Here is a 26,665-nt window from a genome sequence, read left to right as displayed (position 1 = left end):
ACAAAAGAATGATCAAAATTTTTAGAAAAATCCGCCAAAAACTCCTTTCCCAAGGCCTGTCTGCCGGAAAGACTTCACAGTATCTTAAGTACGCCATCGGGGAAATTTTCCTTGTTGTAATCGGGATTTTGATTGCGTTATCCATCAACAACTGGAATGAACAACGAAAGCAAACGAAAGCCCGACAATTGTTTACTGAATCTATGCTTTTGGAGTTGAAAAAAGATAGCACTTTCTTGGTTGATATTATAAACGAATTGGAGAAAAGTGTTGCTATGCGTCAGGATCTCAAGAATCGGATAAATAATCCTTTGGCTACCTTGGATACAATAGATCATATTTTAAAATATGAGTATAATCCCGGCTTTGTCAAAGCAGTCCATTTGAATAAAAATACCTTTTCAACTTTGTCTACATCCAGTCAGATTGCCCTTTTTAAAAATACCGATGCAGACCACATTCAAACCTATTACCAATTGGTCCTCAAAATGGAGAACTTTCAGGAAGGTCAGCTGAACTTTTACCGCGATACTTTTTCAAAGTTTCTGGAAAAAGTCCCATCAGCGGATAATATGGAAGCATACCCGCTACTGGAACCCGGTAAACTTAAAGACCAAATCTGGGCAGGAGTCGATATGCAAGCGGCAAGATTGCAGTTCGGTGGAATCACCACCCTTCAAAACCATATATTTATCACTTTCCTGAGAATGGACAACGAGCTATTAGAAGCCAACCAAAAACTTATCCATCACCTTAAAGGAAATTTTCCATGATCTCAATCTTCCGCAACCTGCCTGCCGGCAAGGCAGGAATCCGTCAAAAACTTCTAGCCCAAAACCAAGTCACTCGATACTTGGTCTATGCCATTGGCGAAATCATCCTCGTTGTTATCGGGATTTTAATTGCCTTGAGTATCAACAACTGGAACGAAAACAGAAAAGACAATTTGTTGATGAAAAAATATACCGAAAACTTGATCTCAGAATTAAAGAGTGACCTATTGATGTATGATGAGTTAGACGCTAGAAACAAAAGAGTGACTAAAAACATCCAAAGTTATTTTGCTTACTATAATTCTGATCAACCAAACCTGGACACCTTAATTTCAAAACGGGATACTCTAAAAGCCAATTTGCGGATTTTCGCTTCCTCCACCTACACAATTCAGGATTTGATTTCTACCGGCAACCTTAGACTTTTTCCAAGCCAAACTAAAACCGAAATTTTAAAATTTCAGAGCACTCAAGAAGAGAAGGACATTTATATAAAAGAGTCCTTTGAGTTAATTACATCTTTAATGCAAGAACTTGACAAAAAAGACGATTTGCTCTTTCGACGGAAATATTCAACCAAACAGCATGAAAGCGTCAGGAATTGGCGATACAATTTGGATTCAGACAATTACTTATTGGATAACAATATGTTAGTTAGGTTTTTAACCTTGTATTCATTCCAAGAAAGTAGTAATAATGACCTCATTAGCGCATCAAATGAGCTTTTGAACATGCTCGAAAACCTTATAAATGAAAGTCAAGAATGATAAAACTCCTCCGCAAAATCCGCCAAAAACTTCTAGTTGAAGGAAAGACTTCACAGTATTTTAAATACGCCATTGGCGAAATCATCCTTGTGGTAATAGGAATTTTGATTGCTCTGAGTATCAACAACTGGAACGAAAACAGAAAAACATCAGCTCAGGTTAAAAATATTCTAAGAGCTTTACACAGCGATTTGGTACAAGACACCATTTTAATAACTAAGAAATTGCCGGGTATTGCAGAGCAATATGAATTTAATGAAAGCATCAGAGCTCGTGTGGCTGCGCCAAATGCCACCTTAGATACTTTAATAAAAATTACGCGATTTGAGTTGAACCCAACTTGGAGCGACCAAATTTTGTATAACACCAATGCCTATAACAGCCTTAATGAAACCGGATTGATAGAAAATCTATCGGACACCTTAAAATCAAAAATTAAAAATTTTTACAATAACAAATTTTATTTAAATAGAAAGGTAGAAAGAACTACAAACGATTATAGAAATAAAGTGTCATCGTTTGTAGACACCTACAGTTTTGGCTCAACAAAACTTCACGATCAGGGTGCATTGATAGATAGTTTAATTTGGCAAAATATTAATCCCGGTCATCTGGCAGCCAGATTTCAAGGAATTACAAATTTCAGGAGAATTCATTTTTTAGAAACCAAAGAAGAATTGGAATATTCTTTAATACAGTCAAGAGAATTATTAAAAAACATCAACTTATATTTAAATTAGTAATGATAAAATTATTTAGACATTTCCGCCAAAACCTTTTCAATGAGGGCCTGTCTGCAGGACAGGCAGGTAAAACAACTAAGTACTTTAAATACGCCATTGGTGAAATCCTGCTCGTTGTGATTGGCATTTTGATTGCCTTACAAATTAATACTTGGAACAATAACCGATTAAACAGTATCGAAGAAAAAAAATTACTGCAAAACTTAACGATTGACCTAAATTTAGAATTGGCTGCTATGGAAAATCATCAATCGATGCAACAATCCATGCTAGATAACTGCATGTCTATTTTGGAAAATTATAATAAGAATGACGGTTTCCTTATTGACGAAGAACTCAATAAAAAAATGAATCAACTTTGGATACGCTATGGTTATACAATGAATAAAGCCACTTTCTCTACTATGGAAAGCACAGGCAAAATTGATTTAATTCAAAATGAATTTACAAGAAATCAAATAGTGATATACTACAGGTCATTAACCGCATTTAGCAATAACACACAAAACAATAATTCTGATTTGGTTGACGGTTTATTAAATCATAATCTTATAGAATTATCCTATTTTGAAGAAGGTTTGTATAATGGAAAAAATTTGGGAGCCATCAATTTTATGAACAAAAAAAATTACCCAATTCAAAATAATGATAGATTAATAAATCAATTAAAATACAAACTATCTATTGATGACAACATTCTCAAATTAATCAACATTGTCAATCTACGAATGTTTCTTGCTAATATACAAATGGCTTACGTTGAACAACAAATGGAAGCAACACATAACCTTATTAATATCATTAAAAAAGACTTAGAATAAAAAATGATAAAATTCTTCCGAAACCTCCGCCAAAAACTCATTCAGCAAAACCGAATCAGTCAATACCTTGTATATGCCATCGGGGAAATCATCTTGGTAGTGATTGGTATTTTAATCGCCCTTCAATTAAACATTCAAAAAGAAGCGGCTAAAGAAAGGAAAGTAACCGAGCAGCTTTTAATAGGTGTTCAGGCTGATTTGAAATTGGAAGTTGAGCGTATTGATTTTCTGCAGTCGTATTATGGCGATATTACAGATGGCATACAAACAATTCTATTAAATTACCAAGGAAAGGAAAGCAATACCAACCAAGAGCTAGGTCAATATTTCTTGAACACTTTTGAATTTCGGAAATTTTCCAAATTCAATACCAACTATCAATCCTTATATGGAGGCAGTCTTTTACAAGAAATTGCAGACAAGCAACTTGCAGAAGACATCATTACCTACTACTCCGCGCAATTTTTAGAGTGGTCTTTAGAAATTTATCAGCAAAAGGCTAGCGGATTTAATTTTAACGATACTACCCTATTTAATCCTCTCGATAAACTCAAAAGAAATACCGGTTACCAATCCATTCCTAATTATCGATTAGAAGTTGGTGCTGATTATACAACCGATTTTAATGAATTTATCAATGAACCTGAGGTATTGAACTTCCTCGCAGATTTATTGCATCAGAGTGAATTGGTTTTTAAAAATCTCGAAAACTATAAAGAAACCAACCTTAGGTTATCAAACCGTATACAAAAATACCTCGACCAATGATACAATTCTTCAGAAACATGCCTCGCCTGCCTGTCGGACAAGCTTGGTGCCCAGGTATAAAACCGGGTCAGCCTTTACTATACCAATGGAAAAACCCTTTTAGTTGTCCTTGGTATTTTAATCGCCTAACAAACCAATCATTGCAATGAAAACAGCAATTTAAATTTTAGTTGAAGTTATTGAAATAGCGTTAAATTTAAACCAACATAACACTAACAAAAACAAATAGAAATTATGGGAATTTTTTGGGACTTATTACAGCAAGACGAATTACAAAAACAAGAAAAAAAAGCCAACAGCTTAGAAGAGAGAATTGAGCAACTGGAACAAGAATTGACTGAAACAAGAACACTACTTAAAAAAACTTTGGTAGCGCTTGAAACACATCTTAATCAGGATATTGATGGCGATGGCAAAATGGGATAAAATCATAACCTTTATTAATTTACAATAATACATTATGGAAACCAAAACAATCATTTATTTGGTAGCTGCCGCATTAATTTTAAGAGTCATTATTAAAGTGATAGCACGCTATTTCAAGGAACAAAAAAATGTTAATAAGACTGATGAGCAATGATTAAATTCTTCAGAAAAATTAGATACGATCTCATGACCCGGAACAAAACAAGCCGTTACTTCAAATACGCCATAGGCGAAATTGTATTGGTGGTCATTGGTATTTTGATTGCCCTAAGTATCAACAACTGGAATGAAACCCGAAAAATTAGAACGTCGGAACAAGAAATTCTACAAAATTTAAAAAGTGAGTTAATCACTAACAAAATAGAATTAGAAAAAATATACAACTCACACCTCAATGCTTTCAATTCTGGCATTACCCTATTACAACTATTCAATACCGATGTTTCAACTATTCCTGCAACTAAATTAGACTCCATCCTCGCAGAGTTTGAAATGAGTCGAACTTTCGAGGTAAGCGATGGTTATATTAAATCATTATTGGCATCGGGTAAAGTTGACTACATTCAAAATTCCGACTTAAAGGCATTTGTTGGCTCTTTTGACAGTCAGGTAATTGACGCTACAGAAGAAATTATACCGATGAGAAAATTATTTGAAGACCGGTTATGGCCATTAATTGATGGTAAAATATCTAGCTCTAACAGGATACGGTATCTGGCCACTTATTCAATCATTCCTAAAGGCTCTTACACATCCAGTTATATTTGGTTTTTTGAAAATCGTGAAATCGAAGACATCGTCAGTAACATTATGGTCTGGAGAAAAGATTTAATGGAGGATGAAATAACCTTTTTAGAAAACATCAACCTTACGATAAAAAATATCGAAAAAGAACTAAACCAATAATATTCCCTCCCGATAGCTATCGGGATTCTAGGGAAATAAAGTTACCCGTTTGCACGGGAAATAAATATGATAAAACTCTTCCGCAACATCCGCCAAAACCTGCTCGCCCAGGGCAAAACCACCAGATATTTCAAATACGCTATTGGAGAAATCATCCTCGTGGTTATCGGGATTTTAATCGCCCTTCAAATCAACAACTGGAATGAAGAGCGAAAAGAAAAAATAGTAGAAAAAAATTTCTTTGAAAATGTACGCATAGATCTTGAAAAGGATGAAGAAAAATTGAAGTATTACCATAAATTCTATACTAAAAGAATAGAATATCTGGATACCCTCTTAACTTATGTGAGAAACCCAAATATAACAATGGGTATTGAAAAATTTGGAATGTATGTAGAGCCGTTGTTTTACGCTTCAGACCCAACAAATAACAACACTACATTTGAATCTGCCAAAACCTCTGGAACCTTCAACAATTTTAAGGAGAAAGAACTACTAAAAGAACTTTCACAATACTATGCAGATTTTACATTAATCGACAAAGCATTTAGTTCAGTGGTTAGGTTTATCGAAAATCAATTTGAACCCTTAATGTATACCCTGCCTGAAAACTACATGACAGCTCAAACAGGCATACTCGTAGTAAATGAAGGTGATGTGCAAGATTTTTATAAAAAAATTGCTTCCATCAAAGATTACCGCAACATCAAAGCAGATTATGAGGGATTATTGAGAACTCCAATTATGGAAAATTATTTAATTGGCGATATGGGAAGATCCTTTGGTGCCCTGGGTATAATTACAGTAAGACAAGATTTACTCGAACAACTTAAAGTTAAAATAGAGCAATATGATTAAGTTTTTTAGAAACATCCGTAAAAACCTTCTCAATGAAGGCTCGCCTGCCGGACAGGCAGGAAAAACCACAAAATACTTCAAATACGCCATTGGCGAAATTGTTCTTGTGGTTCTTGGTATTTTAATTGCTCTACAAATCAACAACTGGAACGAAAACCAAAAGAAAATCAAAATCAAGCAAACTTATATCGATAATTTAATTACCGATCTTACAAAAGATACCATATTTATGAATAAAAATCTGCTTGTGAATTATGGCTACAAACAAAATATTGATTCTAGTTTATCCTTTATCCATAATTCCACACCAAATCTAGATACCATAGTGAAACATATTAAAAAAAGTTTTAATACCGGTTTAAGAGTTACTAATAATTACAACGACAATACGTTTAGCATTCTAATTTCAAGTGGAAATATCGATTTGTTCTCTAACAAATTCACAAATGAATTGATGGAATTAAACCGACTTCAAAAATCAGAAAATTCAGTCTCTGACGGAAACAAAAATTACTTTTTTGAGACATTAAATATGTATCAATCCAAATATTACAATCCTAATAGCGCTAACAATGACTTACCAAATAATGAATTCTTAAATACAATTTTATGGCAAGATAAAAATACAAATGACCTTATTTCTCAATATTTGAACATGAAACTACAACAAGCACATACTATAAACAGGTATATTGAACTAACAGATTTGGTTTTGAAAAAATCGGAGAAAATTTTAAATCAATTAAAAAACAATGATGATTTATGATAAAACTCTTCCGTAAAATCCGTCAAAAACTTCTCCATGAAGGTAAAACAACAAAGTATTTCAAGTATGCTATAGGTGAAATCCTATTGGTGGTTATTGGGATTTTGATAGCGCTTCAAATTAACAATTGGAATGAGGACAGAAAAGGCAAATTACAAATGCTGATAAATATTAGTTCAATAAAAGAAGATATTCAAACCGATATTTTAGATTTTCATAGAATAAAAAGCATTTTACAAGATCAAATTGAATCAGGAAGATACATCATTCCTATTATGGAATCTGAAACTCGATTTATAAAAGATTCACTTCAATTTATTAGATCGTTTCAGAAATTGACAACTACTACAAATATTATTGAACGCACTAATACGTGGAACTTTCTTAATTCAACGGGAATAATATCAGAATTTCCAGACTTAAAGCTTCAAAAAATGCTTCAAGATTATTATTACTCTTATAGTATTGTTTCAGAAGGCTTAAATAATTCATCTTCACCAAGTCGTCTTGAACTTCGCAAATTAAAATACGAACTTTTTACAGATACCGAACATAGAAAATTTTTTCCGACAAATACCCCTAAACCTCCAAACAAGAATAGTTATGAGGCTATTTTTAATGATAAAAGGGTTTTGCCCCTTTGTAGGTATATAACCAGTAATTCAACTTATTTCGAGTCCAGCATATCTAACTTACTAGAAAATGGAGAAGAAATTCTTGACTATTTAAATAAAAATTACAGCAAAAAATATGATTAAACTCTTTCGCAACCTCCGCAAAAAACTTATTGAACAATCCAAAGTTCTTAGTCCTGCCTCGCCGGCAGGCAGGTACTTCTTTTATGCCATTGGCGAAATCATCCTAGTCGTCATCGGTATCCTAATTGCCCTACAAATCAATAACTGGAACCAGGAAAAAATAGGCCACAACCTTGAGCGCGTATATCTACATAATCTTATTGGTGATTTGGAAAGCCAACTACTTGAACTGGAAAGACAGAGAAATAACGCACAATTTGTAAAGGAAGCACTGAAAAGGGTGACTGCAAATATCAATAATGGATTTAGCGAAGCAGACCTAACGCAATATAATCAAGACATGCAGTCAATTGTCATCACAAGGACTTTAAACTTGTATGATGCCACATTTCAGGACCTGAAAAGTACCGGCAATTTGAACTTGATTAGTAACGAAACACTGAAGCAAGATATCCTCAATTATTTTCAGTTAAGCAATCGAGATGTATATGTGATTAGAAAAAATGCAGAAGGCTATCATTATACAATTACCCAAGAGTTTATGGGCAGCTTATTAGTAAATTTTGACCTTAAGGGTATGAAAAATAGACTCTCAACTGCGGCTTCCTTATCAGATTCTTTAAGCCTAGTAAAGTTTGACCCTAGGGTTGAATCCTTGCTCAATACTCAACTAGCTAACAGGTTAACAGATTTGGACAATCAACAAAAGGTGAAAAATATGGTATCAAACCGTTGGTACACCATCGAAATAAACCTGCAGTTTTCTAATGAAATGGCAAACCGTACACTTAAACTAATCACTGAACTAAAAAAGGAGCTGAACTGATATGATAAAATTCTTCCGAAAAATCCGCCAAAACCTTCTCGTCGAAGGAAAGACTTCGCAGTACCTTAAATACGCCATCGGCGAAATCATTCTCGTGGTGATAGGTATATTCATCGCGCTTCAGTTAAACAACTGGAACCAAAACCGCATCGATAACCTACAAGCTAACAATGCGCTTTACAATCTAAAAGCCGAACTACAAAAAAATATAGTGGACCTTGAAACATTAGATTCCCTTTATGCAACTTTCCAATCCTCAACTAAAAAAGGCATCGAAATGCTTAACAATAATCTATCAGTACGAGATTTAATTGCCTTAGATACGCTGATAAGAAGCAACTACACTACCTTCCCATTAACCAAAAGCACTTATCAAGAATTAATAAACACAGGTAACTTTTACAACATCAAAAACGAAAAACTTAAATCAGAAATCAATAAACTATACTTAGAAGGAGAAAGAAGAACATCTGCCTTTCTCGAAATTAACAGTAACACCCAACAACTAATGCTAAATCCTGATTTATTTAATTACCATTACCTCGTAGACCAATTAAAGTCGGAAAGACCAAACATACGCACACTTGATACACTCTGGATACAAAATAAAAATTCACCAACTTTTTTGGCGCTTTATAACAAGGCCCGACTAACTCAATTAGCGAGTAATACGGGGAGAATAAATCTTATAAAAAGACATATAATAATTTCCAAAAATCTTATACTTTCTATTGAAAATGAATTGAAAAAGGAAACTAATAACACAGTCAAATAATACCGCTTTATTTTATAACTTTAGAACGACCAAAAACCAACCAATTACCAATGGAAACACTCAATACCTTAATAAGCATCAACCTGGATTACCTTACCGTGGCTTTGCTCGTGATCTTTTTTACCGCCGAAAATGTATTCAACACCCAATTCAAATTTGATAAAATGGGTAAACATTTATTAGAAAACATCGGTTTTTTAATCATCATTACCCTTTTAAATTTGTTTTGGGCTACCGTTATTGTTAACGGCGTTGATTGGCTTCACAACAATCAAGTAGGACTGTTTCATTATATCGACCTACCACTTTGGTTGTCGCTTATTTTAAGCGTTATGCTATATGACATGGCCAATTATTGGTTTCACCGCCTAGCACACAACGTCTCTTTTCTTTGGAGTTTCCACAGGGTTCATCACAGCGATAGCCGCATGGATGCCTCCTCAAACATACGTGTACATCCCATTGAACTCGTATTTTATTTTGGCTCTTCTAGTTTTATTATGGCTGCAATTTTTGGATTAAGCACCCTTGGACTTGGTTTGTATGTGATCATCATCATTCCCTATGTTTTTATTGAACATTGCAATATAAAATACCCTGCCTGGATAGATAAAACCTTCGGATTGGTATTTACAACGCCCAATTTTCATCGCGTGCACCACGATCAAGATGAGTTTTATACCAATTCTAACTACGCCGATATTTTTATTCTTTGGGACCGCATTTTCGGTACTTTTAAATACAAACAACCCGAAGACATTAAACTCGGCTTAAAAGAATTTGACGACCAAAAACAATCCTTTTGGTACTTAATGAAAACGCCCTTTATCAATATTCCGAGACATTCAGATACCAACCTAAACTCTAAATAAGTCATGCAAAAAAAATTAATACTCTTAGTTTTTTCTTTAAACTGTGCCATTGCCTATTGCCAAAAACCAGGCGAAGCAGTTATTGCTGAAAAACTCGCTCCGGTGTTTACTCAATCAGAATTACCTTATCCCTTTTCAACTGCCGTGCAGGTAGGCGACATATTGTATCTTTCTGGTGATCTCGGCGCTGCTGAAACAGGAAACACAGTGGTTCCAGGTGGAATAGAGCCTGAAACCCGGCAAATGTTCAAACGAATAACAGCAACACTTTCACATCACGGCTTAACCCTAAAAGATGTTTTTAAATGTACCGTAATGCTCGCAGATATGTCTGAATGGCAAACTTTCAATGCTATCTATGCCACTTATTTTGAACCCGGCAAATACCCTACCAGATCTGCTATGGGTGTAAACGGTCTTGCACTCGGTGCCCGGGTTGAGATGGAATGCTGGGCATGGAATCCACAGTAATAATAAGCATTCAAAACCAAAGTTTTAAATATTATTTATTACAAATTAATGAATCATTATAACTAAATATATACACATGAAATCCATCCATATTTCCTTAGTCGCTTTAATGTCGTTTACATCGTTAATGGCGCAAACTTACATCACCAATACCACCATTGTAGATGTAGAAAACCAGAAACTAATTCCAAATCAAACCGTAACCATTACTGATGATTTAATTAGCAACATTCAATCGAATAAAAAAGTAAAACTTCCTGAAAACGCCATTATTGTTGATGGCACCGGGAAATACCTCATTCCCGGACTAACCGACGCTCACATTCACTTTTTCCAAAATGGCGGCTTATACACACGTCCTGATGTTATTGATTTACGCGATTACAGTAGTTATGAGACTGAAATCGAGCTTGCCAAAAAAGATATGGAACAAAAACTTTTAAGATATTTAAAACAAGGTATTACCAACGTTATAGATGTTGGCGCCAATTTTAATTTCTTAGAACAACGCAACTATATTGTCAAAGAAGATGGATTACCATCTGTATTTATGACCGGCCCATTATTAACCACCTATCAACCTAAAGTTTATGAAAACCTGGGTAATGATAAGCCTTTTATCCTCACAACAACCATCGAAGACGGTATTAATGGGGTGCGACAACAACTGCCTTACAAAACCGATTTCATTAAAATCTGGTACATCGCAGGTGCCGATGGTTTGAGCGTTGAAGCGAGTGCCAGAAAAAATCTACCCATTGTAAAAGCCATTATTGACGAAGCTCATAAAAACAATCTCAAAGTCGCCGTGCATGCCACACAACGTATCACAGCACAACTAGCCGTAGAAAACGGTGCCGATTTCTTGGTTCATCATATAGATGACGAAATTTTAAATGATGATTTTGTTAAGCTCATGAAGAAAAACAAAACAATTATGATTCCAACCTTGATTGTCTCTTCTGGTTATAACAACACATTTGCACAAACCTTAAGTTTTAGTGCCCACGAACTTCAACATGCCGACCCATATCAGCTGGGTTCTTTATTAGACCTCAAACATTTGTCCGATACCACATTGGTTAACAATTATAAAAACAGGTCAATAGCCCAATCCGCGAGAAATAAAACTTCAGATTCCATAGCCATGGCCAACACCAAAATACTAGCCGATGCCGGCGTTTTATTGGCCACCGGAACCGATGCCGGAAATATCGGAACACTACACGCGTCGTCTTATTTGGCCGAATTACAAGCCATGCAACAAAGCGGCATGAGCACCTGGCAAATACTCACTGCTTCTACCCTAAATGGTGCTAAGATTTTAGATAAACAACACGAATTTGGAACCGTAAGCACCGGTAAAAAAGCAAATTTGGTCTTGTTAAATGCCAATCCGGTAGAAAATATTGATAACATCATTAACATCGACCGAGTAATTAATAACGGTGTGGTGATTGAGCCTGAAGAACTGCTGAAAGACTCACCTGCCGACCTAGCCCAACGCCAATTAAACGCCTACAATTTAAGAGATATCGATGCCTTTTTAGAACCCTATGCAGAGGATGTAGAAATTTACATATTCCCCGATCAACTGCGTGCCAAAGGCAAAGAAGCCATGAGAGCCATGTACACACCCATGTTTGCAAACACACCTAATTTACACTGCGAATTGGTTAACCGAATTGTTCAGGGCAACACGGTTATAGATCAGGAAAGCGTGCAAGTTGGAAGTCAAGTTGTAGAGGCCATTGCCGTTTATCATATTGAAGATGGCAAGATTAAAAAAGTGTATTTCATTCAATAAGTATCAAATTTTTAAATCATAAACATTATGAAAACAAACATCATTTTACTCAGCATTTTTATCAGCCTACTTTTTGGCTGCAATGAAAAACCGGAAACTGCAACAACCTCTGAAGTTCCTTCAAAATCGGGCTACTTTGATTATTCTAACAGCGACGACCAATTGACAGGTGGCATAAAGATGATTCCTATTGAAACGGCAAATGGTACTTTTAATGTGTACACCAAGCGCGTGGGTAACAACCCAAAAATGCGCGTATTACTGCTGCATGGCGGACCGGGCGGCACGCACGAAGAGTTCGATAGTTTTGATGGCTATCTTCCTAACGAAGAAATTGAATATATCTATTACGACCAACTCGATTCTTATTACAGCGACAAACCAAACGATCCAAGCCTATGGACCACAGAACATTTTGTGGAAGAAGTAGAACAAGTTCGAAAGGCTTTAAACCTCAATAAAGATAATTTTTACTTGTTAGGCCAATCTTGGGGTGGCATTTTGGCTATGGAATATGCCTTAAAATATCAAGACAACTTAAAAGGTCTCATCATTATGAATATGATGTCCAGCGCACCCGAATACAGTAAATATGCCGAAGAAGTGTTAGGTCCGCAAATGCCGGAAGATGTTCTTAAAGAATTAAAAGAACTGGAAGCCAATGAAGACTATAAAAACCCACGTTACGAAGAACTGTTAATGAATCATTATTATACCGAACACACCTTGCGCATGCCTTTGGAAGAATGGCCAAAGTCGGTGCAATTACTGTTTCAACATTTAAATTATGACATCTATCTGTATATGCAAGGTCCGAGTGAATTTGGAATGGCAGGTGATGCTACCCTTAAAACCTGGGATGTGTCTGATAGATTAAAAACCATCAAAACGCCGACCCTTGTTGTTGGAGCAACCTACGATACTATGGACCCAAAACACATGGAATGGATGGCTAATGAAGTGCAAAATGGTCGTTTTCTGTTGTGTCCAAATGGTAGCCATTTGGTGCAATATGATGATCCAAAAACCTTTTTTAACGGACTCATAAAATTCATCAAAGATGTAGATGAGGGAACTTTTTAAATGTAAATTTGATTCACCTATACCCAAAAAGAAAACCTCTGCGTCTTTGCGTCTTTGCGAGCAATTAATAGTTGGGTTGGCGAGTTGCTTGTCCCCAACAAGTTGGTGGAGTGAGTTTTTGAGTTTTTGAGTTTTACTGGTCAAAGTAACCAATCAATTTACCAGTTTTCTGCGGCGTTCTGCGTATTCTACGGGAGATAAGTTTTTGAATATTTAATATCAAAACCATTTACCACAAGTTTACAGAGCACACAAAGAAAAACTCTGTGTGCTTTGTGCCTTCTTAGTGAGCTTCGTGGTTAAGAAACAAACCACATGAATATGTGATTGACCAAGCTTCGATTTAAAACTAAATTGCAAGTAGTTAATTGTTATATACAAGCACTATAACCTAAATTAAATACTAATATGAAGGATCACTCCGAGAATAATAATCGAAGAAATTTCTTAAAAACCTCTACGCTATTAACATGCGGGTTAGTTTCTATTCCATTAATTGGAATCGCCAATAATTTACCTGGTCAAACTGAAGATGGTCTCTATATTATCGGGCCAAGGGACGGCTATGATCCACAGGTCGGAACCCTACTTTCTACTATGAACATGATGAGAGCTTGGGTAATAGACAGTGTAAAAGATTTAACAGTTGAACAACTTGACTTTCAAATCGATGAAAAATCAAATTCTATTGGAGCAATGTTATTGCATTTAGCTGCAACAGAGAAATATTATCAACTGCATACTTTTGATGGTCTTGAATGGGGTACATGGAGTGAGGATATCAAGGCAGAATGGGATGTGCCTTCAGGTATGGGAAAGCTGGGTCGTGAGCAAATAGTTGGAAATGAAGTTGAATTTTACTTGAATAAGTTAGAAGAAGTAAGAGAAGTTACGAAAAAAGAGTTTGCTAAAAGAGGAGATAAATGGCTTATGGAAATTGATCAAGATTGGCCATGGGGTCCTACCAATAATTACTGTAAATGGTTTCATGTCTGCGAGCATGAGTCTAATCATCGAGGCCAAATGAAGTTTATTGCACAAAGATTACCGGCCTAAAAATTAAAATGTCTAGCAATGCTTCTAACTTTTAATATCTAATATCAAAACCCATTTACAACAGAGTCACAGAGTTCACAAATAAATACCTCTGCGGCTTTGCGACTTTGCGAGCAATTAATAGTTCATGAGTTGGTGAGTTTTTGAGTTAGTGAGGTTCGATTTACCACGGCGTCACAGGCATACAAAGAAAAAACTCCGTGTGCTTTGTGCCTTCTTAGTGAGCTCCGTGGTTAAGAAACAAACCACATGAATATGTGATTGACTCATCTTCAACTAAACCCTAAATTGCTCGCTTTGAAAAGCCCTTTGTCGTAATAATTTGATCATTGACTAAAAAAACATCATAGCATGTTGTTTAAAAATATTAGTTGAAGAAAATCGGGGCTATTGGTTTTTGTGGAGATGTTAACTATGGCTCCGATATTTCTTTACAACTATAACATTTACATTACCAACCAAAACCAACCAACATGAATCTAAAACAATCCATCATTATCGCTGCCATACTCGGCATTGTGAGTATCGCGGCCTGGGAACTCTATTGGCGCTCGCAAGGCTATTTTCCCGACATGGACGACGATAAATACCTTTGGGCTGCCACCCGCGCAAAAGTTGACATAGCCACAGAAAATGATGTGGTATTAGTGGGCTCTTCCCGGGTGCTATTCAACATTCAATTAGATAAATGGAATGAACTTACGGGCATTACACCCATACAATTGGCCAATGCCGGTTCTACCCCATTACCGGTTTTTCATGATATTGTTGAAAATACCGATTTTAATGGCACTGTGGTTGTTGGCGTAACACCACCGCTATTTTTTTCAACTACTTTTGAGCAGGCTCCACCATGGACCCGAGCATCCTCACGTTCTGATTTTTATGAAAATCGCACCTATGCACAACGCTTAAATTACCAATTGTCTATACCGCTTCAAAAAAGTCTGGCCTTTATTTCTAATGACGACGAGGCTTGGTACGATGACCTCAATTTAAAGGCACTGTTAAATACTATTGAACTTCCCAACAGAACCGGCAAACCTCAAGATCCACCATTTAGAAGATTTCAGGATATTGACGATAGGCGCAATGTGCGTATGAAAGAGCGCATGGTCACCGATACTGCTTTCGCCAATTCCATTAAGGCAGTTTGGAAGTCTATGCTCACCTCAGAGCCTAAACCACCGCCACCCGACAAGGAAGGAACCATCGCCTTTTTTCTTAAAGATGCCGAGAAATTCCAAGCCCGTGGTGGTAAGATTATTCTATTGAGAAGTCCGTCGGATGGCTTTTTCGCCGACTTAGAAAATATGGCGTTTGCTCGTAATGATTTCTGGGAAGAGCTGGTAAAAAAAGCCAACGTACCAGCGTATCACTATCAGGATTACGAAGGTCTAAACGGCTTTCAAACCATTGAATGGTCGCATCTGTCGGCCACCGACGCCGATCTGTTTACCGAAAATTTTGTAAACATCTTACTCAAAGATAAGATCATCACTAATTTAAAAACCAACTAATTATGTTATTTAACTCTTTAAGTTTCGTTGTTTTTTTAGTGATTGTTTTGGTGTTGTACTACGCCAAACTCTTCAATTGGACCAACAAAAAAAGAATGTTACTGCTGGCCAGTTACGTTTTTTATGGTTTATGGAATCCACCATTGGTAATTCTACTCTGGATTTCAACAATGGTCGACTGGACCGCCGGTAACAAATTAGCAACCGAGAATAACCAAAGAAAGCGCAATTTTTGGCTTATGCTGAGTATGGTGGTGAATCTGGGATTCCTGGCATTTTTTAAATACCGCGATTTTCTGCTTGATAATTTTACAACCGTAGTCAACACCTATGGTTATGGTTATCAAACACAGCCCATGGATATTATTTTACCCATGGGTATATCGTTTTATACCTTTCAAACCATGTCTTACACCATTGATATGTACAAGCGCAAGATAGAACCGGCCAAAACCTTTCTTGATTTTGCATTGTACGTTACTTTTTTCCCTCAATTAGTGGCCGGACCCATTGTACGCGCCAAAGATTTAATCACCCAATTTTACGAAGAAAAGCGCGCCAGTGCCAAACAATTTTACTGGGGTACCTTTTTGCTAACTATTGGTTTGTTTCAAAAAGTTGTGATGGCAGACACGCTGCTGGCAGACACCGCAGATAAAGTTTTTGGCTCGAGTAAATTATTACATGGCATAGATGCCTGGATAGGCACCCTGGCTTTTTCGGGTCAGATATTTTTTGATTTTGCAGGCTATTCAACTTGTGCCATTGGTATTGCCTTAATGTTAGGAATTATTTTACCCGATAACTTTAGGTATCCTTATGCTTCTTTGGGTTTTTCAGATCTATGGCAACGTTGGCATATATCGTTGTCGTCGTGGTTAAGAGATTATTTATACATTCCTTTAGGCGGCAATCGCCATGGCATTACAAGAATGTACGCCGCTTTAATGATTACCATGTTGTTGGGTGGATTGTGGCACGGTGCGGCCTGGACCTTTATGGTATGGGGTGGTTTACACGGCACCTATCTTATCTTGGAACGCCTGCAAAGACGGTATCTACCATTTGAAATAACCAAATGGAATGGTATTTTTTTAGCCTTTATAACCTTTAGCTGCGTCAACATTACCTGGGTGTTTTTTAGAGCCCGAAAATTTGAAACAGCCTGGCATATGATCAAATCTATGTTTTATATGCAAACCGAAGGTGAAAAAATTCTGGATACCTTCACTGTTATTAAAGTAAGTGTTGTGATTGCCATATTATTTTTATGTCATTGGATTATGAGGAATACCTCTTTAAAAGAAGTGTCCTCAAAAACACCGGCGTTGATATTAGGAGTGGTTTGGGCCATCATGCTATTTTTAATCGCCATTGCACAAGGCAGCGGTGAACAATTTATTTACTTTCAATTTTAAAAAAACCAAATAATGAGTAACCGAACGAGCGTTGCACCTGTACAATCCATTGATCGAATCGACTTTCTGGACATTCTTCGAGGCCTGTCCATTATGTTTATTTTCACAGCCAATATTCCGTTTTTCTCCGGGCTTTGGTTTTTTGAACCCACACATCCCATTCGTGACATCAACTGGGCTTCAGACGAAATTGTTAACTTTATCATGTATGTGCTGGTAGATGGTAAGTTTTACACCATCTTTTCTTTGCTGTTTGGTATTGGCTTCGTCATTCAGTACAATAATATCACTGCTAAAAATGGCAGCTTTGCACCTTTTTTTAGAAAACGCATGTTTTGGTTGCTGGTGTTTGGACTTATTCACCTATTCCTTATCTGGGCAGGTGATATTTTAACCTTATATGCTGTTTTAGGATTTGTGCTTATTTGGTTTATGAAGGCGTCTGATAAAACCTTACTCATTACGGCTGCGCTGCTAATTTTATTTCCTTTGGTGAATTGGGCATTTATGCACTTTACCGGTATTTTTTATCCGGGTTTGGCCTTTGAACAAAGCACCACTGTTTATCAGTATTTTGGTATGCCGGTTGTAGAAATGGATGGTTTCAGCATGCCCGATATACAAGCCTATCTTTTAAACGACAACATTATAGATTTTTTTAAAATGAATTTGGGTGAAGGGTTTATACGAATAGGAATGATTTTAGAAGAAGGGCGTGTTTTTAAAGTCTTTGGTATATTTTTAATTGGCATTTGGGCAGGTAGAAAAATTCTAAATGGCAACTTACTAGACAATACTGCCTTTTTAAAGAAAGTGTTTATCATAGGCCTGCTGATAGGTTTACCCATTAACATTGCCAGAGGATACTTAGAATTTTATGTTGAACGTACCACCACCACACAGTTTCTTCATGTTTTAAACTATGCCTTAGGCACCGTACCATTAGCCTTAAGTTACGCTGCCGGTATTGCCCTAATTTGCCATAAAGGTGCAGGCGTTCTAAATGTTTTTAAACCGGTAGGTAAAATGGCATTGAGTTGTTATCTGTTTCATTCGGTGATTTCAATTATCATATTTTATGGCATTGGTTTTAATCTTACCGGGAAATATGGCTACACCATCATCATGATTATGGCGTTTTCAATTTTTGCTGTGCAGGCTTATTTTAGTAAAATTTGGTTTCAATATTTTAAACACGGACCAATGGAATGGCTGTGGCGGAAACTGGTATATGGACCTAACTTAAAAAAAGATAGCAAGGTAATTTTATCAAAAGAGATATAGCCAGATATACCCCTTTAAAAATAAAAAAATGTCATCACCTAAAATTTGTTTATATTTATAACATCATCTAATCGCATCAAACAATGAATGCAACTAACTGGTCTAAAGAAAAACTAAAAATCTATATTTTACTGCTTTGCACGTATGCAGATGACGAAGCTTCTCCTGAAGAAATTAAAATAATCAACTCGCATACCAAGCAGACCTATTTTGAGGAAATTCATCAAGAATTTATTAATGACACGCATGAAACAAGAGTCAGTAAAATTGAACATGCTATAAGCAATCTGGAATTTGATATTACCGAATTAATGGAATTAAGAAACGAAATCCACAAAGTTTTTTTAGCCGATAAAGTCTTTAATCGTAAAGAAAAATACATAGAAAGTCTATTAGATAATTTACTTTATTAGTTGTAGATCAATATAAATGTCATATCAAAAATAGTGTCATTTTTATAAAATTAGTTTTATTGGCATATTAAATTACCTTGGTTAAAACCCTTTAAATCATTTTAGTAATTTAAATTCTCTAATCGGGAAATGAAAGCTTGACCTACGCTATTTACAACTATCTAACATGTATAGCAAAAGCAAGTATTTCCAAAACATGTCCAGAATCATGCTCGTGTTTGTATTCTTGGGCTTTGCTCCTAGTTTCTACTTAAAACCTTTAATTGGTGACTATCCCTTTTATCCTGATGGTTTACCTTGGCCTCATATTATTCACGGCATCATTTTAACCGTTTGGTATGTGTTGTTGGTATTACAAACTGGTTTTATCCAATCTAATCGCATTCAAATACACCAAAAACTTGGCTGGTTTGGGGCTTCTTGGGCTTTGTTAGTAGTTGCTTCTACAGTATGGGTCATATTTTTATTTCCCAACCGAATGATTAAACTGGCGAATCAACTTCAATCAACGGTTGAAGAAGTAGAACCGGGATTGGCTTTTATACTGTGGTTGGATGTTTTTATGTGCCTGTTATTTATAGCTTTTTTAAGTATGGCCATTTTAAAACGAAATCAACCTGCAATTCATAAACGCTTGATGCTTTACACCGGATTGGTATTTATTTTTGCCGCTACCAACAGATTTGCAGGAATTATTAGTCATTTAACCGACTTACCATTAAGCATGCCCCTGGGATTGTTAATCCTTTTAGTGCTTACAGGAAGCTTGCTTTTTCATGACCGTAAAACCCAAGGTAGAATACTTCCTGTATCTTGGTGGTGTTTTGGATTGTATTGGGTGGCGTCTGTACTAAGTATGGTCATTTCAAATACAAATTGGGGCGCAGGGATTGTTGATATTTAAAAATAAATTTTTAACACCTTCAATTTATATGAAATTATATCATAGCATCTGGTTGATTTTCTTCCTATTGGTTTTAATATTTCTCATACCAACGCTCGGCTATTTTCAAAGCGGCATTCCGGAATATCTCAATCGCACTTCTTTTTTGAGTCGGTTTTGGTTTGTCGCTCATATCATTTCTGGCCTTTTAGTATTTGCATTAGCGCCATTTCAATTTTCAGCAGCTTATAGAAATAGAAATTATGCAAACCATCGCAGAGTTGGAAAATTTTACATAGTTCTGTCGCTTGTGTGTATTCTTACTTTATTCATTAGCATTGTACCTAAAGGCCTATGCGAAAGTTGTAAAATTTCCCAATATATGGTCACAACGCTGTGGCTAATTTTTATTATGGCAGCCTATATTTCAATTATCAATAAGCGAATTACACTCCATAAAAGACTCATGATAAGTGCATTTATTTGCGCAGCTTATTTTGTTACGGTCAGAATTATATCGCTCACTTCTATGGGATTCTTTAATTACCTAACTAAAAATGAATCTCAGGCTTATTTTATTTCCGATCTTGCTGTATGGCTTGTGCCACTTACAATCATCTGGATAAATTGGTTATTTCAAAATTTAAAAGAAAAGAATTCAGCAGCTAGAGCAATTCAAAATAAAAACTAGACTTCAACATCTTCTTTTTTGTTATGACAACAAAAATACTTACCTTGTAATTATGGATGGTTTTAACATTATCATGCTGATTGCCATAATCCTGTTTGCACGATTAGGTGTTAGGTTGGTAACTCGCTATATAAAAATGAAAAAAGACGATGAAAACGAATCTAACAATTAAGTCTTTTTATATCGCCTATTAACTTTAGGCAATTTTTGAAAATTCAAATAACTTTAATTTTCAAAAATCATTTATCACCTTACAATCAAACTGCGAGCGTCTAAAAGTTCTTCCATGGCTGCAAATACGATCGACTTCTTCAATGTTCCATAAAAAAACTGTGAATTTTGCAATATTATTAAATGATTATGCAACACCTAATTAGTTAATAAATTTAAATTTTACAGAAATTTTAGACCCAAGTGTTTGTTCAAACATAACCAATCACATAAAGTTTATAATACAATTTAAATGAGCAAGATAGCAAATGCAAATACGACTATTAAACTACCTAAGTCGCCTACGGGTATAACAGGTTTTGACGAAATTACCTTAGGTGGCTTACCTACAGGACGCCCCACACTGGTTTGTGGTGGCGCCGGTTGTGGGAAAACACTCTTTGGAATAGAATTCTTGGTACGCGGTGCAACCCAGTTTAACGAGCCGGGTGTATTCATGTCATTTGAAGAAACCATAGAAGAGTTAACAATTAACGTCGCTTCGCTTGGATTTGACTTGAATAAATTAATAAAGCAAAAAAAAATTGCTCTCGACCATGTACATATAGAACGGAGTGAAATAGAAGAAACCGGTGAATACGATTTAGAAGCCCTGTTTATAAGACTTGAATATGCCATAGATTCTATAGGAGCGAAACGCGTTGTTTTGGATACCATAGAATCACTTTTTGCGGGATTGCCAAACCAGTTAATTTTGCGCGCCGAATTGCGACGTTTATTTCGCTGGTTAAAAGAAAAGGGCGTAACAGCCATTATAACTGGAGAACGTGGCGATGAAACGCTAACAAGACAAGGTTTGGAGGAATATGTTTCCGACTGCGTTATCATGCTAGACCATCGTGTGACCGAGCAAACCTCCACACGTCGTTTAAGGGTTGTAAAATATCGCGGCTCGGTTCATGGCACTAACGAATATCCGTTTCTAATTGATGAAAGTGGATTTTCAGTACTGCCTGTTACCTCTTTAGGATTAGAACATAAAGTATCTAATGAAAGAATTTCAAGTGGCATACCAGCCCTTGACGACATGCTTGAAGGCAAAGGCTATTTCCGCGGAAGTACCGTGCTTGTGTCAGGCACTGCCGGAATAGGCAAAACCAGCATCGCAGCTCACTTTGCCGCCGCCGCATGTAAAAGAGGCGAACGTGTACTGTATTTCTGTTTTGAAGAATCTCCCAAGCAGTTAATTCGCAATATGCTTTCCATCGGTATTAATTTAGAACCATGGGTTAAAAAAGGTCTGCTACAGTTTCAAGCATCCCGACCAACCTTGTATGGATTGGAAATGCACCTTGCCGTAACGCATAAATTTGTTAATGAGTTTAAACCCAACGTAGTTGTTTTAGACCCCATAAATACGTTCGTTACCAATGATAAAGAGTTTGAGCTAAGAACTTTATTAATGCGTATTATTGATTTTTTGAAGGTAAAGCAAATTACTGCCCTATTTACCAGTCTTACACGATCCGATTGTGGATTAGAAGGTTCTGATGCGGGCATTTCATCACTCATAGATACGTGGCTGCTACTGCGTGATATAGAACTAAATGGAGAACGAAATAGGGGTATTTATATATTAAAATCGAGAGGAATCGCTAACTCAAACCAAATTCGCGAATTTGATTTAACAGACAAAGGCGTAAAGTTGCGAGATGTTTATATTGGTGCAAATGGCGTTTTAACGGGATCTGCAAGGATCGCACAGGAAGCCCATGAAAATTCAGAAATGCTTGCGCGTAAGTATGAAATAGAATTTAAAATAAGGGAAATAGAGCGAAAAAGAAAAGAGCTGGAAGCACAAGTCGAAGCAATGCGCACTGACTTTAAATCTGAAGAAACTGAAGCCAATAAAATTATTGAAGAAGAACAACAAATGATGAAACAACTCGAACAAGATAAAAAAGTAATGGCTACCAGCAGAAAAGCCGAATTTTAAACGATTTTTTTAGATCAAGCCAAATTTAACCATAATCAAGTAGTCGATTTAGCTATAAATTACAAACAACCAATGACAAACAATCAATAAACAGATGAAACAACAAGATCTGAATTCAGAGAAAAAGCCCAAAGAAAAACAGAAAAAAAGTGACAAGGACAAATGGATTTTAAGGTTATACGTTGCAGGCCAAACACCAAAAGCTGTAACCGCATTTGACAACCTCACTAAAATTTGTGAAGACCAATTAAAAGGTAAATACGCTATTGAAGTTATTGACCTTATGAAAAACCCACAACTGGGAGCAGCAGATCAAATTTTTGCGCTGCCAACCTTAGTGAGAAAATTACCCGTACCTGTTCGAAAAATAATTGGTGACCTATCTAATACAGAACGTGTTCTTATAGGTTTAGATTTAAGACCTGCCGAATAGCTAAAGGTTTGCTATGAAAAAAAAATAAAGATGAAAAATAGAAAAAGCCCTTTAATAGGCGCAACAAATACCTTTGAACAAAGCTTGACCAAACCTCGAGAAGAAAAACATGTCTTGCGATTATATATTGCCGGAAAATCAGGCCGATCAATTTTAGCAATATCAAACCTCAAGAAGATTTGTAAAGAATATTTAAAAAATAATTACGAATTAGAGATTATTGATCTTTTTCAATTTCCTGATTTGGCCCAAGTCGAACAAATAATTGCCGCGCCTACTTTAATAAAAGAATCACCACTTCCGCTTAGGCGCATTATCGGTGATATGTCGAACACAGAAAAAGTGCTATCGGGATTAAATTTGAAATAGCTTAAAAATAATAAAGGTTTGTAGTAACCTTTACACATTTTATCTATAATTAAAATGATTAAAACAAACGAACAACTCATTTTTGAAAATGAAACCTTGCGTTCTCGTCTAAATGAAATGGAAGAGACACTTGAAGCTATCCGTAACGGAGAAGTAGATGCCATTATAGTTTCCGGCAAAAATGGAGAACAGGTATATTCATTAAGTTCTGCCGAAGCGCCTTATCGCACGTTTATAGAGGAAATGAGCGAAGGTGCCGTTACACTTGCAAAAGATGGCACCATTCTGTATTGCAATCAAAGATTTGCCGAAATTGTATCAAAACGTCACAATAAAGTTGTTGGATCGTATATTAAAGATTATATCACTCCAAATGATGTTTTAAAGTTAGATGCGTTTCTTAAAAATATAAGTTACGAAAAGCACGATGTAATCAATGTAACTTTAAACAATGCGGTTCATTTACGAATGTCAATTCACCTCTTACCACCATATCTTCAGGGTGATAATTTCATCCTTATTGCTACAGATATTTCTGATTTAAAACAAAAAGAGGATGAGCTAATTGGGTTAGTCAACAAACTCGCAACCCACGTTAAAGCCTTACGCGCCTTGCGTATTGATGCTATTTGTAACACAGTTGATGATGTGGCCAGAAAAAACAAATTAGAAATTGCCAATGCCAAATTGTTTAAAGAAATTCAAAAACTCAACAGCCTGGTAGATAAATTAAAGAAAAAAAATAGACCTTAACTACTTTATTCACCGTCAAATCATTTTTTAGGTATTTTAACGCTTTCGCACAAGTGACATCTATTTCTTCTTCTGAAAAATCTTAAAAACATCAGCCCGATTACATCCCTATCAAACACGCTTAAAAGTTTAGTTAAAACACAAAACTTCTTTTTGAATATTCATTATACATGATTCTATTTATGTATTAATTTTTTTAGAAACTTGTGATGTAGGTTGCGCCACCATAAGTGTCTTGACTTGTTGAACTATCCATCGTACTGAGAAAAACCTGTGAAAGTTGTAGCATATTTATACAATTGTGTAATATAAAAGGCAATAAAGCTGCTTACCTTCAAGAATTGCGAAAAAGCTTTCACAATTTAACACTATGTAACATGAACACTCATAAAAATAAGAAACAAGTCAAAATATTGAAAACAAGTATTGCAACGGTGCTACTGTCCCTGTTATTACTATTTGCTTTTCATGACGCTACAGCACAATGCGATTCTTTTGAAGGCCCGGTTATTAAAGACGCGGTTAAAGCCCTCGACGACAATAAAGTTGATTTAGTGCTAAAATGGATAAGCCCTGAACAAGAGATAGAAATCATCACTTTATTCAATAAAACCCATGCTTTAAAAAGTCAAGATAAAGACGTTTATGAAATTGTTGAAAAACATTTTATTGAAACCTTGGTACGTTTACACCACGAATCCCAAAATGCGCCATATACGGGATTAAAACCTTTAGGAAGCACTAAACAAATCATTCAAATGACCGATACGGCACTTCAAGATGATGACATCGAAAATTTTATAGTAAAAATGGACGACCATCTCAATAAAGTGATTCGTGAGAAATACAGAAAAGTGGCCGAACTTTATAAAGTTAAAGATAATTCGGTAGTTCAAGGAAGAGCATTTGTAACCGCTTACGTCGATTATACGCATACCATTGAAGCTATTCATTATTTTATGGAAAATGGTGCCACCCATAATTAAACAATTTTACAAAACAACGCGCAATTTTAATCGATAGAAAATAAACTGATTGATAAAAAGCATGAAGCTTATTCAACTAAAGAAGTGTGATAAATATTCGATTTGATAGTTGGAAAACTATACTTAGAATTATACGCAACTCTGTTGTAATCTGTTTTTGAAAATATTAAAATACAACCCTAAAATAAATCATGAAAATATATATAAAAAACATGGCCTTTGAAAGCTGTAAACTCTTTGTATTAGATGCCTTAGAAGAACTCGACATAGCCCTTGTGAAAATTGAATTAGGCGAAATAGAAACAAAAACGAGGTATTGGACGAAGATAAAAAGCAGTTAAATATCAAATTGAATGATAGTTGCTCCTAACACCTATCTACACAGTTCAAAAAAACAACAGAATTAACACTGCTACATTTTAAAAAATTAAAGGAAAAGCGGCAAATTACAATTCAGAATATTTAAGAATAATATTACTACCGGTTGATTTTAATAAGCATAAAATTCTAAAAAAATAACTCAATACAAATAGTCAAAAGTCAAATTAAATAACGGCTCGGGCACTTGCTCAAGCCGTTATTATTAATAAAAGTATCTATCGCTTTAAAAAGTTTGTTGACATAGCTGTTACTATATACCACAAAGGCATTTTCCTTATCTTTGGGACGAGGTAATTAAAATCAAGCACAATTACAGTATCAATGATTCTCGCGGCTAAATATCTTGTAGTGCTTTTTGGGGTATTTCTCATTAGCGTTGGTTTTTTAATGCTATTCAATCCGGAAAAAGCACGCGCAATTTTACGCAGCGCAGGCAGTACCAACTTTATCAATTATACCGAAATAACCATCCGAATGATTCCTGCAGCCGCATTGATAATCTATGCAAACTTTTCAAAATATCCCGAGTCTTTTAAACTGCTTGGCTGGTTTATGATTGCTACTTCACTCCTATTGTATCTGGTTCCTAGAAGCATGCATCACAAATACTCACTTTATTGTGCCAATATTTTAAAACCTAATTATGTTAGAATGGTAGCGCCATTTTCAATGCTATTTGGTGGTAGTTTAATTTATGGTGTACTATAAATCTTTTTGAAAATATCATTCGAATATTCCATCCAAAAATAATTTTATATAAACAAATTATCTCTTAAAATCATAAAGTTATCATCTCTTAAAAATCTACAATTTATATGATATTTCAATTCATGTTACTGCACACATGTAATTAACATATCACATTTTCATCTTTCATTCTATCGAATAAAA

At 35.6% G+C, this 26,665-nt stretch carries 30 protein-coding genes; all 30 read left to right on the top strand.

What is annotated here, in order from left to right; translation table 11 throughout:
* The first annotated feature begins 8 nt into the window (after positions 1–8).
* The 30 genes from FJ651_RS10805 to FJ651_RS10660 all read left to right on the top strand — a co-directional run bounded on the left by FJ651_RS10805 (position 9) and on the right by FJ651_RS10660 (position 26,482).
* A complete protein-coding gene (locus FJ651_RS10805; protein WP_140990544.1) occupies positions 9–773 on the top strand; it encodes a DUF6090 family protein in 765 nt (254 codons plus the stop codon).
* On the top strand, positions 770–1,540 hold the full coding sequence (locus FJ651_RS10800; protein ID WP_140990543.1) for a DUF6090 family protein: 771 nt from the start codon (positions 770–772) through the stop codon (positions 1,538–1,540). The genes FJ651_RS10805 and FJ651_RS10800 overlap by 4 nt, the downstream gene beginning before the upstream one ends.
* On the top strand, positions 1,537–2,280 hold the full coding sequence (locus tag FJ651_RS10795) for a DUF6090 family protein (RefSeq protein ID WP_140990542.1): 744 nt from the start codon (positions 1,537–1,539) through the stop codon (positions 2,278–2,280). Before FJ651_RS10800 ends, FJ651_RS10795 begins: the two co-directional genes overlap by 4 nt.
* 2 nt (positions 2,281–2,282) lie before the next feature.
* Entirely contained in the window at positions 2,283–3,104 is an 822-nt protein-coding gene (locus FJ651_RS10790; protein WP_140990541.1) for a DUF6090 family protein, read from the top strand.
* 3 nt (positions 3,105–3,107) lie between these two features.
* On the top strand, positions 3,108–3,872 hold the full coding sequence (locus FJ651_RS10785) for a hypothetical protein (protein WP_140990540.1): 765 nt from the start codon (positions 3,108–3,110) through the stop codon (positions 3,870–3,872).
* A 234-nt stretch (positions 3,873–4,106) separates the two neighbouring features.
* Entirely contained in the window at positions 4,107–4,298 is a 192-nt protein-coding gene (locus FJ651_RS10780; RefSeq protein WP_140990539.1) for a hypothetical protein, read from the top strand.
* Positions 4,299–4,448: 150 nt separating this feature from the next.
* A complete protein-coding gene (locus tag FJ651_RS10775; protein WP_140990538.1) occupies positions 4,449–5,204 on the top strand; it encodes a DUF6090 family protein in 756 nt (251 codons plus the stop codon).
* Positions 5,205–5,270: 66 nt separating this feature from the next.
* The gene (locus FJ651_RS10770; protein WP_140990537.1) at positions 5,271–6,062 is read left to right on the top strand and encodes a DUF6090 family protein; all 792 of its coding nucleotides are present in this window, start codon (positions 5,271–5,273) and stop codon (positions 6,060–6,062) included.
* Positions 6,055–6,828, top strand: a complete 774-nt coding sequence (locus FJ651_RS10765; RefSeq protein WP_140990536.1) for a DUF6090 family protein — start codon at positions 6,055–6,057, stop codon at positions 6,826–6,828. The genes FJ651_RS10770 and FJ651_RS10765 overlap by 8 nt, the downstream gene beginning before the upstream one ends.
* Positions 6,825–7,586, top strand: coding sequence for a DUF6090 family protein (locus FJ651_RS10760; RefSeq protein ID WP_140990535.1), 762 nt, complete (start codon positions 6,825–6,827; stop codon positions 7,584–7,586). Before FJ651_RS10765 ends, FJ651_RS10760 begins: the two co-directional genes overlap by 4 nt.
* The gene (locus FJ651_RS10755) at positions 7,579–8,412 is read left to right on the top strand and encodes a DUF6090 family protein (protein WP_140990534.1); all 834 of its coding nucleotides are present in this window, start codon (positions 7,579–7,581) and stop codon (positions 8,410–8,412) included. Before FJ651_RS10760 ends, FJ651_RS10755 begins: the two co-directional genes overlap by 8 nt.
* 1 nt (position 8,413) lies before the next feature.
* Entirely contained in the window at positions 8,414–9,187 is a 774-nt protein-coding gene (locus FJ651_RS10750; RefSeq protein ID WP_140990533.1) for a DUF6090 family protein, read from the top strand.
* A gap of 50 nt (positions 9,188–9,237) precedes the next feature.
* Positions 9,238–10,059 (top strand): sterol desaturase family protein, encoded by an 822-nt coding sequence (locus FJ651_RS10745; protein ID WP_140990532.1) that lies wholly within the window; start codon positions 9,238–9,240, stop codon positions 10,057–10,059.
* A gap of 102 nt (positions 10,060–10,161) precedes the next feature.
* Positions 10,162–10,530 (top strand): RidA family protein, encoded by a 369-nt coding sequence (locus tag FJ651_RS10740; RefSeq protein ID WP_216746132.1) that lies wholly within the window; start codon positions 10,162–10,164, stop codon positions 10,528–10,530.
* A gap of 76 nt (positions 10,531–10,606) precedes the next feature.
* Positions 10,607–12,337 (top strand): amidohydrolase family protein, encoded by a 1,731-nt coding sequence (locus FJ651_RS10735; RefSeq protein WP_140990530.1) that lies wholly within the window; start codon positions 10,607–10,609, stop codon positions 12,335–12,337.
* Positions 12,338–12,364: 27 nt separating this feature from the next.
* Positions 12,365–13,420 (top strand): proline iminopeptidase-family hydrolase, encoded by a 1,056-nt coding sequence (locus tag FJ651_RS10730; RefSeq protein WP_140990529.1) that lies wholly within the window; start codon positions 12,365–12,367, stop codon positions 13,418–13,420.
* A gap of 597 nt (positions 13,421–14,017) precedes the next feature.
* Entirely contained in the window at positions 14,018–14,476 is a 459-nt protein-coding gene (locus tag FJ651_RS10725) for a DinB family protein (protein WP_246085353.1), read from the top strand.
* Positions 14,477–14,949: 473 nt separating this feature from the next.
* The gene (locus FJ651_RS10720; protein WP_140990527.1) at positions 14,950–15,996 is read left to right on the top strand and encodes a hypothetical protein; all 1,047 of its coding nucleotides are present in this window, start codon (positions 14,950–14,952) and stop codon (positions 15,994–15,996) included.
* Between the two features lie 2 nt (positions 15,997–15,998).
* The gene (locus FJ651_RS10715) at positions 15,999–17,414 is read left to right on the top strand and encodes an MBOAT family O-acyltransferase (protein ID WP_140990526.1); all 1,416 of its coding nucleotides are present in this window, start codon (positions 15,999–16,001) and stop codon (positions 17,412–17,414) included.
* A gap of 12 nt (positions 17,415–17,426) precedes the next feature.
* A complete protein-coding gene (locus tag FJ651_RS10710; RefSeq protein WP_140990525.1) occupies positions 17,427–18,698 on the top strand; it encodes a DUF418 domain-containing protein in 1,272 nt (423 codons plus the stop codon).
* 83 nt (positions 18,699–18,781) lie between these two features.
* Entirely contained in the window at positions 18,782–19,111 is a 330-nt protein-coding gene (locus FJ651_RS10705; protein WP_140990524.1) for a hypothetical protein, read from the top strand.
* Between the two features lie 196 nt (positions 19,112–19,307).
* On the top strand, positions 19,308–20,015 hold the full coding sequence (locus FJ651_RS10700; protein WP_140990523.1) for a hypothetical protein: 708 nt from the start codon (positions 19,308–19,310) through the stop codon (positions 20,013–20,015).
* Positions 20,016–20,043: 28 nt separating this feature from the next.
* Positions 20,044–20,685, top strand: a complete 642-nt coding sequence (locus tag FJ651_RS10695; RefSeq protein WP_140990522.1) for a DUF2306 domain-containing protein — start codon at positions 20,044–20,046, stop codon at positions 20,683–20,685.
* A 463-nt stretch (positions 20,686–21,148) separates the two neighbouring features.
* On the top strand, positions 21,149–22,852 hold the full coding sequence (gene kaiC / locus FJ651_RS10690; protein ID WP_140990521.1) for a circadian clock protein KaiC: 1,704 nt from the start codon (positions 21,149–21,151) through the stop codon (positions 22,850–22,852).
* A gap of 94 nt (positions 22,853–22,946) precedes the next feature.
* Complete coding sequence (gene kaiB, locus FJ651_RS10685) at positions 22,947–23,285, top strand: circadian clock protein KaiB (RefSeq protein ID WP_140990520.1); 339 nt, start codon at positions 22,947–22,949, stop codon at positions 23,283–23,285.
* A gap of 30 nt (positions 23,286–23,315) precedes the next feature.
* The gene (locus tag FJ651_RS10680) at positions 23,316–23,654 is read left to right on the top strand and encodes a circadian clock KaiB family protein (protein WP_140990519.1); all 339 of its coding nucleotides are present in this window, start codon (positions 23,316–23,318) and stop codon (positions 23,652–23,654) included.
* Between the two features lie 54 nt (positions 23,655–23,708).
* Complete coding sequence (locus FJ651_RS10675) at positions 23,709–24,407, top strand: PAS domain S-box protein (RefSeq protein WP_140990518.1); 699 nt, start codon at positions 23,709–23,711, stop codon at positions 24,405–24,407.
* A gap of 413 nt (positions 24,408–24,820) precedes the next feature.
* Positions 24,821–25,393 (top strand): DUF6448 family protein, encoded by a 573-nt coding sequence (locus tag FJ651_RS10670; RefSeq protein ID WP_246085352.1) that lies wholly within the window; start codon positions 24,821–24,823, stop codon positions 25,391–25,393.
* 191 nt (positions 25,394–25,584) lie between these two features.
* Positions 25,585–25,734 (top strand): hypothetical protein, encoded by a 150-nt coding sequence (locus FJ651_RS15745; protein ID WP_216746131.1) that lies wholly within the window; start codon positions 25,585–25,587, stop codon positions 25,732–25,734.
* Between the two features lie 361 nt (positions 25,735–26,095).
* Positions 26,096–26,482, top strand: a complete 387-nt coding sequence (locus FJ651_RS10660) for a hypothetical protein (protein WP_140990516.1) — start codon at positions 26,096–26,098, stop codon at positions 26,480–26,482.
* The last annotated feature ends 183 nt before the right edge of the window (positions 26,483–26,665 follow it).

The organism is Paucihalobacter ruber (assembly GCF_006494535.1).
GTDB classification, from domain to species: Bacteria; Bacteroidota; Bacteroidia; order Flavobacteriales; family Flavobacteriaceae; genus Paucihalobacter; species Paucihalobacter ruber.
The sequence above is the reverse complement of the archived record's forward strand: the minus strand, read 5'-3'. Positions and strand labels throughout refer to the sequence as shown.